The organism is Armatimonadota bacterium (assembly GCA_020354555.1).
Lineage (GTDB): Bacteria > Armatimonadota > Hebobacteria.
Map to the genome: position 1 here is coordinate 1009636 of CP070648.1, position 9447 is coordinate 1019082.

Annotated in this window: 6 protein-coding genes; 2 read left to right on the forward strand and 4 right to left on the reverse strand. The window is 65.6% G+C overall.

What is annotated here, in order from left to right; genetic code table 11:
* The first annotated feature begins 150 nt into the window (after positions 1-150).
* Entirely contained in the window at positions 151-1233 is a 1083-nt protein-coding gene (locus JSV65_04165) for a glycosyltransferase (protein UCH35553.1), read from the forward strand.
* A gap of 36 nt (positions 1234-1269) precedes the next feature.
* Here JSV65_04165 and JSV65_04170 read toward each other — a convergent pair whose 3' ends face one another.
* Positions 1270-1419, reverse strand: a complete 150-nt coding sequence (locus JSV65_04170) for a hypothetical protein (GenBank protein ID UCH35554.1) — start codon at positions 1417-1419, stop codon at positions 1270-1272.
* Between the two features lie 82 nt (positions 1420-1501).
* Positions 1502-4150, reverse strand: a complete 2649-nt coding sequence (locus tag JSV65_04175; protein ID UCH35555.1) for a beta-propeller fold lactonase family protein — start codon at positions 4148-4150, stop codon at positions 1502-1504.
* Between the two features lie 149 nt (positions 4151-4299).
* On the opposite strand from JSV65_04175, the gene JSV65_04180 reads away from it, so the two are divergent.
* Complete coding sequence (locus JSV65_04180; GenBank protein UCH35556.1) at positions 4300-6231, forward strand: hypothetical protein; 1932 nt, start codon at positions 4300-4302, stop codon at positions 6229-6231.
* A 24-nt stretch (positions 6232-6255) separates the two neighbouring features.
* Here the strand turns inward: JSV65_04180 and JSV65_04185 are convergent, their stop codons facing one another.
* Both JSV65_04185 and JSV65_04190 read right to left on the reverse strand, forming a co-directional pair.
* Positions 6256-8763 carry a hypothetical protein gene (locus JSV65_04185; protein ID UCH35557.1) on the reverse strand — a complete coding sequence of 836 codons (2508 nt, stop codon included), beginning with the start codon at positions 8761-8763 and terminating at the stop codon, positions 6256-6258.
* Positions 8764-8857: 94 nt separating this feature from the next.
* A partial coding sequence (locus JSV65_04190; protein ID UCH35558.1) for a DegT/DnrJ/EryC1/StrS family aminotransferase occupies positions 8858-9447 on the reverse strand: 590 nt, incomplete at its 5' end.

Here is a 9447-nt window from a genome sequence, read left to right on the forward strand (position 1 = left end):
CGGATCGGCTCCGCGCACGTGACGTACTTCCGCGAGATCGCCGCCGAGTACGGTGCGCTGACCCCGCCGGCTCGAGCGGCGGCGGCGTATCCGGCCGCGAGGTCTCTCAACGGCTTGCGTCTGTCTGTCGACGGGAGGAAATAGGGGGCCATGGATGAATACCCCCCGCTCAACCTCGACCATCTGCGCACGCTCACTGACACGACGGGCATAATCCAGCACGCCACCTACTCCATCCCGAACCGCAAGACGGGCTACACGACCGACGACAATGCGCGCGCTCTCGTCGTTGCTCTACAGTACTACGAGCACATGCAGGGCCGCGGGAGTCTCCGCCTCATCTCGACCTACCTGTCCTTCCTCCATTTCGCCCAACGCCCCGACGGCAAGTTCCGCAACTTCATGAGCTATGAGCAGAACTTCCTGGACAACGAGGGGTCGGAGGACTGCTTTGGCCGATCCGTCGCGGCCTGCGCGTACACGCTGTGTACGCCGGTTCACGAGAATATCAAGCGCACGGCCCGCCATCTGCTCGACCGCGCCCGACCGTGGTTCAATCGCCTCAGATCACTGCGCGGCAAGGCGCACCTGATGTGCGGGCTGTACTTTATGGCGCGCGCAGACGGTACGTCCGAACACGTCCGAGACACCGTGCGCACGATTTGCGATTTCTATCAGGACTGCTACCGCGCGGAAAGCGCGCCGGATTGGCGCTGGTTCGAACCCATCCTGGCGTATACCAACGCGCTTATGCCCGCCACGCTTTTCCTGGGGTACGAGATGCTGGGCGAAAGCCGGTGGCTGGAGGTCGCGCGCGAGTCCCTCGACTTCCTGTACGAAGCGACCACTGCCGACGATCACCTCGATCTCGTCGGCAATGAGGGGTGGTGGGTGCGCGGCAGTGAACGCCCACGCTTCGACCAGCAGCCGGTGGACGCAGCGGCCTACGTGGAGGCATGTCTCGCCGCATGGCGCGCAACGCGGGAGGATCGGTACCGGCAATGGGCGGTGAAGGCGCTCGACTGGCTCCTGGGCAAGAACGCGCACGGTCTCGCGCTCTACGACCCGGCGACCGGCGGGTGCTGCGACGCGCTCACGCAATCCGGCGTGAACTGGAACCAAGGCGCGGAGTCAACCATCGCGTTCCTGCACGCCTACCTCAGCATGCTGCTGGCAGATGCCCTCCCGGGCGCAGCACCTGCGGTCGTCTCGAACCATCTCGGCGACCTCTAGCATATCCCCCGGCCTACGGTGCAAGACGCTCGGCGGTCATCGAAACACGCCGGCGTACACCTGGCCCGCCTCGCGGTTGACCAGCACCGCGTCTTCAAGCCCGCGCACCGGAAGCGCCTTTCCACCATGGCGCACGTCCGCAACCTGCTCGCCCTTCGGCGGCCGTACCTGGAACGCACCGGTCACGGATGGACGTAGTCTCGCAATGACTGCGCGCCCCCTCGCCCATGCGGGTTCACGCGATCGGCATGACGACCGGCGCTTTCGATCACGGCCTTGCCGCGGCGAGGCGCGGATACGGCGTGTCGTACCCCTTCACCGAGTGCCACAAGATCTGGTTGAACGTGTGCTCGTCGGCCTGGTCTATGTCATCCAGCGGTAGGTCGAGTGACTTCATCGCCCAGTATCTTTGCGGCCCGGAGAGCGCGTTGAGCGGCGGATTCATCTCGTCGAGCGGGATGCGATTCGGCACGGCCGTGTAGGGCTTCAGATCGGCGGTGTCCGTGAAGCACGAGGCCATCGGCGTGGCTGAGAGGTCGAACTGGTTCATCGGCGGTAGCCCGAGGATTAACTCGATGGTGCGCACCATGCCGGTCTGATTGTAGTTCGTGCTATCCACCGCGCCGCGCTTCGTATAGGGGCTGATGACAAATGCCACCGTGCGGTGACCATCCACGTGATCCAGGCCGGCCTGGGGGTCGTCCTCCACCACGAAAATGCACGTCTTCGGCCAGAAAACGCTGTGCGATACCGCCTCCACGATCTGCCCCAACGCCAGGTCGTTGTCTGCTACGGTGGCGCGCGGCGTCGGATACCCAGGCCGCGTGCCGACGGTGTGATCGTTGGGCAGCAGCATCATGATGAGATTGGGCAGCTCGCCGCTGGCCTCGAACTGGCGCAGCTCCTTGATGAACTCGCGCGCGCGATACACATCCTGCACTTTTCCCGGAAAGCCGACGTATGTCGGGCAGAGGTATGGTTCAAGGGTTTCAACTCCCGGCCGTGCGCGAATCTTGACCTCATTCGTGCCGTTCACGTAATCCGCGTAGATATCGGCCCAGCTCGCGCCGGACGGGTCTATCTCCGCGCGCACGAACTCGCCGTAGTCGCGGAGGGTTTTCCCGTGCCGCAGTGCGTTGTCCCACAGAAAACCTGATGACGCGTAGGCGAGAGGGTCGCCGCCCCAGTAGGGATATGAACGCTCGAAGCCCCCGAACGACTTCTCGAGATAGTCCGTCACGTACGCCTCGTCGGTCCACTGGTGCCCGTCCGCGCTGTTAACCCCGCTGCAATAGAAGTTGTCGAGCAGCACGAATTCCCGCGCGAGCCTGTGGTGGTTGGGCGTGACCTCTTCCCCGAAATGCACGAGCGCCGGATCCCCGTTGCCCTCCGGCATGTCGCCCAGGATCTGATCGTAGGTGCGGTTCTCCTTGATAATGTCGATGACATGCTCGAAGACGGACTTCTCGCCGACGTGCAGCGGCACGGGCACTGGCTTCCGCGAGGGGCGTCCGGGCCGCAGACCGCGGACGGCGAACGCCAGCCGGTTGTTATCCGCCACGCGCTTCGTGTACGCCTCGAGTCGCGCCGCGTCCGGCGCCGGGATGACGGACACGGAGCCCAACGCGTCATAGACCTGGCGCAAGACGTACTCGCTCGGCTTGGACACCGCATCCTTCTCCAGCCCGTGATACTGGCGGACCCGCTCGAGGTGTCTCGCGCGTCCGGTGGGCGCGTTGAGTGAGCCCACCCCCTTGACGTTGGCAACGAACACCGTCTTGCCGTCGGCGCTTAATCTCACGCTGCCTGGATACCATCCCGTCGGGATGAATCCCTCGACGCGGCTTGTTTCCTCTGCGTCCGGCCCACCTGCGACCGCGCCGAGACGCACGACTGCGATGGCGTTGTTGCCGCCGTTGGCCACGTACAGTGTGCGACCGTCAGGGCTCAGCGCCACCGCGTTCGGCGCGCTGCCGAAGGGAAGTACCTCAGCAGGTGCGACGTCAATCGTCTCTACGACCTTGCGCGACGCCGTGTCGACGACCGATACCGTGTCGCTGTTCGCGTTCGCGACGAATAAGCGGCTCGCTTCTCGATTGAGAGCGAGCCCGCAGGGATGCAGGCCGACCTCGATCTGCGCCACCTCGGTCTGTTGCGCCAGATCAACCACGGATACCATGCCGCTGGCCGCGATGCCGGTCGACGGATCAACCACAATAGGGGTGCCCGACGACGCCGCCGTCGCATCACCTTCGACCGGATGCCGTCCACCCCAGTTGGTGACATAGGCGGCGTCCCCAGCGGCCACGACCCCGTAAGGCGCCACGCCGACGGGAATCTCGGCCATCAACTCGCCGCTCGCCGCATCCACTACGCCGAGCGTGTTGTTGCGGTTGAGGCAGACGTACAGGGTCGCACCGTCCTGGCTCAGCGCCAGCCCGCCGGGCAGAGGATTGCCTTGCCCGCCTGGGCCAGGCAGCACGATCGGCTCACCGAACCTGGCCACCCGCTCCTCGATCACGACGCGGTGTACTGCGCCCTGCGTCCCTGAGGTGAATATCGCTCCGCCGTCAGCAGCCCAAACGATGCCGACGAACGTGTGCCCACCCTTGGGCACCGGCAGCGTCTGCATGATTGCCCGATCGCTCACGCGGATCAAGACGAGCGCGTTGCTGTTCAGCGCCGCCAGCAGACTCCCATCCGGGCTTAAGGCCAGATCTGTCGGCCTGCCCGGAAACTCGACCTGGAACCCGGCAGGATCGAGCACCTGGTTCGTCGGAACCACAATGCGCCCATCCCCCTGGCGGCCGACCGCCGCGCCGTCGAGGTCGGGCTCCGCCCCGGATGCCGATAACCCCAACGCCAGCGCAACGGCGACGCAGCTCAGGACACGACCCGCAACCCTCATTCGTCTCACGATCGCCTCCTTCACACGTCAGCTGTAGTCTCTCGCCTTCCCTCCTTGGCACGTCCTTTCCTTCCTCGCAACGCCGCTGGGCCGGCGCGACCGGCCGATTGACCGTCGCACGCGTGGCGGCTATACTTGCCCGCGAGGTTCCGCTCACCTTGCGCAGTGCACAGGACGATTCACAGCCCAGTCTCCGCCCTGGCCGCGTCGGCCTGATTGCGCTTGTCCTCATCCCCCCGAACGCCTACTGGATCATCCAGATGGAGCGCGTGCGCCAGGGGCCCTACGTCACCAGCATCTCGCTCTTCTTCAACGTCGTCTTCATCATCCTGGCGATCACATTGCTGAACGGATTGCTGCGCCGCTGGACGCCGCGCCACGCCCTGACCCAGCCCGAACTCATCACCATCTACTCAATGCTCGCCGTTGCCTCAGCGCTCGCCGGCATGGACATGATGCAGGGCCTGCTGATGGTGATGACGCACTCCACGTGGTTTGCCACCCCGGAGAACAATTGGGACGGCCTCTTCGCGCGTTACCCTCCGCACTGGCTGCTGATTGACGACAAGGGCGTGCTTCAGAGCTACTACCAGGGCAACTCCACGCTCTACCGCTGGGATATCATCCGCGCGTGGATCGGGCCGGCGGCATGGTGGTTGGGCTTCATCGTCGCGCTGCTGTTCGTCCTCATGTGCGTCAGCGTCATTCTGCGCAAGCAGTGGATGGACCACGAGCGCCTCACCTTCCCGATCGTCCAGTTGCCGCTCGAGATGACGCGCCCCGGGATGGACGTTTTTCGCAGCAAGCTGCTGTGGATTGGATTCGCCGTCGCGGCGGTGGTTGATACGCTGAACGGACTCAGCTACTTCTATCCCGCAGTGCCTGCGATAAACATCTCCAACATCAACCTGCGCACGTACATCGCCGTTCATCCCTGGACCGCGATTGATTGGATGCCGTTGACCTTCTACCCCGCCGTGATCGGGTTGAGCTTCTTGCTCCCCGTGGACCTGCTCTTTTCATGCTGGTTCTTCTACTTCTTCTGGAAGCTGCAGCGTGTCGTGAGCCGCGCCTTCGCGTGGGATGTCGTGCCGCAGTTTCCGTTCATAGACGAGCAAGGCTTCGGCGCGTACATGGGCATCGTCGCCGCTCTGCTGTGGATCGGGCGGCGCTACCTGCGCCAGGTCGGGCGCAAAATCGCCGGCCGGCCTTCGGAGCTTGATGATTCACACGAGGCGCTCTCGTACCGGCAGGCCGCGATTGGGTTGGCGCTCGGCATCGGCGCGCTCGGCCTATTCTGCTGGCGCACCGGCATGACGCCGGGCATGATCGCGGCGTTCTTCGTCGTGTACCTTGCGCTCGCGGTTGCGGTCACGCGGGTGCGAGCGGAGTTCGGCTCGCCGGTGCACGACTTCCATATGATGGGGCCGGACCGCGTCCTGCCGGTCGTCTTGGGCAGCGAGGCCATCGGCCGTCGCGACCTGTCCATGTTCGCGGTGTTCTGGTGGTTCAACCGGGCGTATCGCAGCCACCCCATGCCGCATCAACTCGAAGGTCTGTATCTCGCGCGCCGGACGCGCGCGAACGCGCGCGCGTTCATGTGGTGCGTCATGGTCGCGGTCCCCGTCGGCGCGCTGTCGGCGTTGTGGGCCTACACGCATCTCGCCTACACGCTGGGCGTATCGGCTAAGTTCTGGAGCGGCTACGGGTACGGCGGAGAGGCATTCAGCCAACTGGAAACCTGGCTGACAGCCCCTGAGGCACCCAACTTCAAGGCCATCACGGCCATGGCGTTCGGCTTCGGGGCGGCGGCCTTGCTCACCATCATGCGGGCGCAGTTCCTTTGGTGGCCGTTCCATCCCGTGGGCTACGCGATATCGGGGAGCTGGAGCATCAACTTGGTGTGGACGCCCATGCTCATCGCCTGGGCCATCAAGTTGGGGGTCCTGCGCTATGGCGGGCTGCGCCTCTACCGCCGCGCGCTGCCGTTCTTCCTCGGCCTCATCCTGGGCGAGACCGTGGCGGGATGCGGCTGGAGCTTGATCGGCATAGCGTGGGGTATTCCAACTTACAGCTTCTGGGGCCGCTGAAGCGGCGGGGCGTTCCCAAGCCGATCACGCAACTCGTCGCGCACGCCGCCGCGATGCGTACAGTCCGACAACGCCGATGACGTATATGCCAAGCGCGGCGATCCCGACCATGCGGAACCCCGCCGACATCGCGAGCATCACCGCGAGAATCGCCGCCACCACCGACGTCGAGGCATTGATCCCCCACGCCCACGGGACAAACGACGGCGCGATCTCGTTCACCACCCGGATGCCGGTTGGGAAGAACATGCCCATCGCGAACCCGAGCGGCGCGATGAGCAGGACCGCGACGGCAATCCGCGCCCACAGCGCGTAACCAAGGAACGCCTGGAAAATCGTCGCGCCGAAGCCCAGATACAGCACCCCCAGCGCCAGCAGCCCAACCAGCACCCACACGAGCGAGCGCTCGGCGCGCGAGATCGCCCGCTGGCTCACTAGGCTGCCGACCCCCGAGGACACAAGTAGGGAACTCAGCACGACGGTGAGCGAGTACGTCGGGTACCCCAGGAACAACACGAACTTCTGGATGAAGCTAATCTCGATGAACATGAACCCGAAGCCCAACGCGGCAAAGTATACCGCCAGCCCGCCTGCCGAGGGCGAGTACACGCCGCGCCGCCGGAACAGGGCCAGGGGCGCGAGGATGAACGCAAGGGCGCTCAGCACCGCCACCCCCAGCAGCGGCACCAGGACAAGCTGTCCGCTCGCCATCGCGGCTCGCTCGTAACGATGAGCAGGATGGAGCACGCGGCCCCATTTGTAGTAGGGCCAGATAAACGGGCTGTCATCGGTCGGCGGATCGCGGCGGAGGGGGCTGCGGCGCATATAATGCCCGCGCGCCGGTGGCGAGGTGCGCAGGAACCACGACAACTCGTTGGCGAGACTGCGGTAGGGCAAATGCACCGGCACGAAGCCGTTCTCGGCGCAGCGGCGCTCGAGCAGGCTCACCGCCCGCGCCGGGAAGGGATCCGCACGCACGAGGTGGAGCATGATGCCGCGGCCGAAGATGACAGCGATATGATCAGCCGGACGTTTGGCCCCGGATCGGCGCACGGCCTCCAACGCCGCACCCGCGCGCAGAATGCTCTGTCGAAAGGGCGTCTGGCCGGGCGCTCCGAATGCGTCGAGATGCCCGTAACAGAGCACGCCGCCCTCGCGCAGGTGAGCCAGGTAGTTCTGGGCCGCCTCGACCGTGTAGAGATAGTTCTCAAAGAGGACGTTGGCGCCCAGGTTTGCGGCTGTCAGAGTGTCGGTGCCGTTGATTTCGATGAGGTCATACTGCTGTCGTGACTGTCTGACAAACGAGCGCCCCTCGCCCACCACATATCTCACACCGGGACGCTCCGACAATGCGCCGGCGTAATCGCGAAACGACTGCGTAAGCAGCCGCGCCGTGATGGGGTCCAATTCGACCGCGGTCGTCCGCCGCGCCCCGCTGCGCAGCGCAACGAGCATCTCCCTGCCGCCGCCGGCGCCGATAATCAAGACCTCCGGCCGCGGCGGCAGGATCGCGTACGGCAGCGTCAGCACGTGGTCCGCGAAGAACTCACCCAGTTCGCTCGCGTCGGCCGCACGGTAGATTGCGGTGTTGGCGTCCCCGTCGTGAGGAACGCTGAGCAGATGCGGCCTCGGTCCCCGAAGCCGGACAGTGACGCCAGGCTGCTTGGTCACGCCGAGACCGCTGTCTTCCTCCATGCGCTCCAAGACATCAACCCGGAACACGGCTCCCCACCGAGTGTGCTGGCGCAGATGGCGATAAACGGGAATCTGTTCCGCCACCGCTGCGGGCCACTCAGAGCGTGGCTCTTCTGCCGCAAGGGCGGCATACCCAGAGGCCAGTTGAACGGCCATCCACTTCTCGCTGCTCGGGCGGAACTCCAACGAGCGCCAGAACGCCCCGCCGCCCCCCGCCAGCAATACAATCAGTGCCACCGGCGCGATCGCAGTCTGCGGCCGCCACCACCACCCCCAGCATAGCGCCGCCCCGGCCATCACCCCCGCCGCTAACATCACCACCCCGGGGGTCTCCAGCCGCCAAATCGCAGGCACCACCACCCCCGCCCCCAGCCCCGCCCCCACCAGGTCCGCACAGTACACCCGCGTCACCCGCTCCGACGCCGCCGAGATCGCCCCCGCGATACATACGCCCCCCAAGAAGAACGGTATCCCCGCCGCCGCATAATACGCCCCCAGATACCACCACTGCACCGGCTGCCGCAATAACTGCAGCGGGTAAAACGGCGTGTGTGCGTAAATCGCCAGGCTCGCCGGAATGAACGCCGCAAACGCCAGCGCGCACCAGAACAGCGTCCGCGGCAGGTTCCCACGCAGGATGCCCGGGAACGCCGACAGCAATGCCCCTGCCGCCCCGTACCCCAGCAGCGCCAGGCTGATCACCACGTACGCGAAGTGGTACCACAGCGTGAACGAGAACAGGCGCGTCAGCGCCACCTGAAGCATCAACACGCTCGCCGATGTCAGGAACACCGCGGGGTAGATCGCGGCAGGCGGACGCTTCCCTACGGCATCCATCGGGCAGCGCCTCCGCGACGCTCGCACAGGCTCGGAGGATTGGGCCTTGGCATCCTCACAGCCCCGCGCTCAGCAGTCTCCGTCGCACGGGGCATCACCGGCGCCCGGCGGCAGCCACGCCGCCCTTTACAGCCCCGACGTAGCGCTCGGCGAGGCCCGGCTCGGGGTCGGTGGCGACGCGCAGAAAGATCATGCGCTTATGGGCGTCCTCGCTCGCCGGCAAGTCGCCGCGCTTGTAGCCCGGATAGTCACCGGACAGCGGGCCGCGACCCCGCGTGAAGACGTCGAAACCGCGGGCGAACAGCGGCAGCAAGTGCAGCAAACCGTAGCCGCTGCCTCCGGCCTTCGCCCCCGCCGCATTGAGGGCTTCAAGCAGTCTCTCGCGCGGCACAGCCTTCAGCGCCTCTGGATGGTACATCACAGGAAACCCGTAGAAGCCGCCCGGTTCCGCGCCTTCGTATCTGCGCAACGGGCTAAGACACGTCACATTCGCCAACCCCGCTTCCACCGCGTTGACCCATTCGCGGCGCCCCGCGTTGAGCGCATCGAGCTTCCGCAACTGGACCTGGGCGATGCCCATCGCCAGGGGATGGGAGCGGAATTTCATGCCTAGACCGAGGGGCTGGTACTCGGCGTAGCGTGGGCTGACCAGGTCGAGACCGCCCATGCGGTTGCACTGACTGA

Bases quoted from the DNA above. Each gene is read 5' to 3' on its own strand.
- JSV65_04165 (UCH35553.1), top strand. From the start codon at position 151: ATGGATGAATACCCCCCGCTCAACCTCGACCATCTGCGCACGCTCACT.
- JSV65_04185 (UCH35557.1), bottom strand. From the start codon at position 8,763: ATGGATGCCGTAGGGAAGCGTCCGCCTGCCGCGATCTACCCCGCGGTG.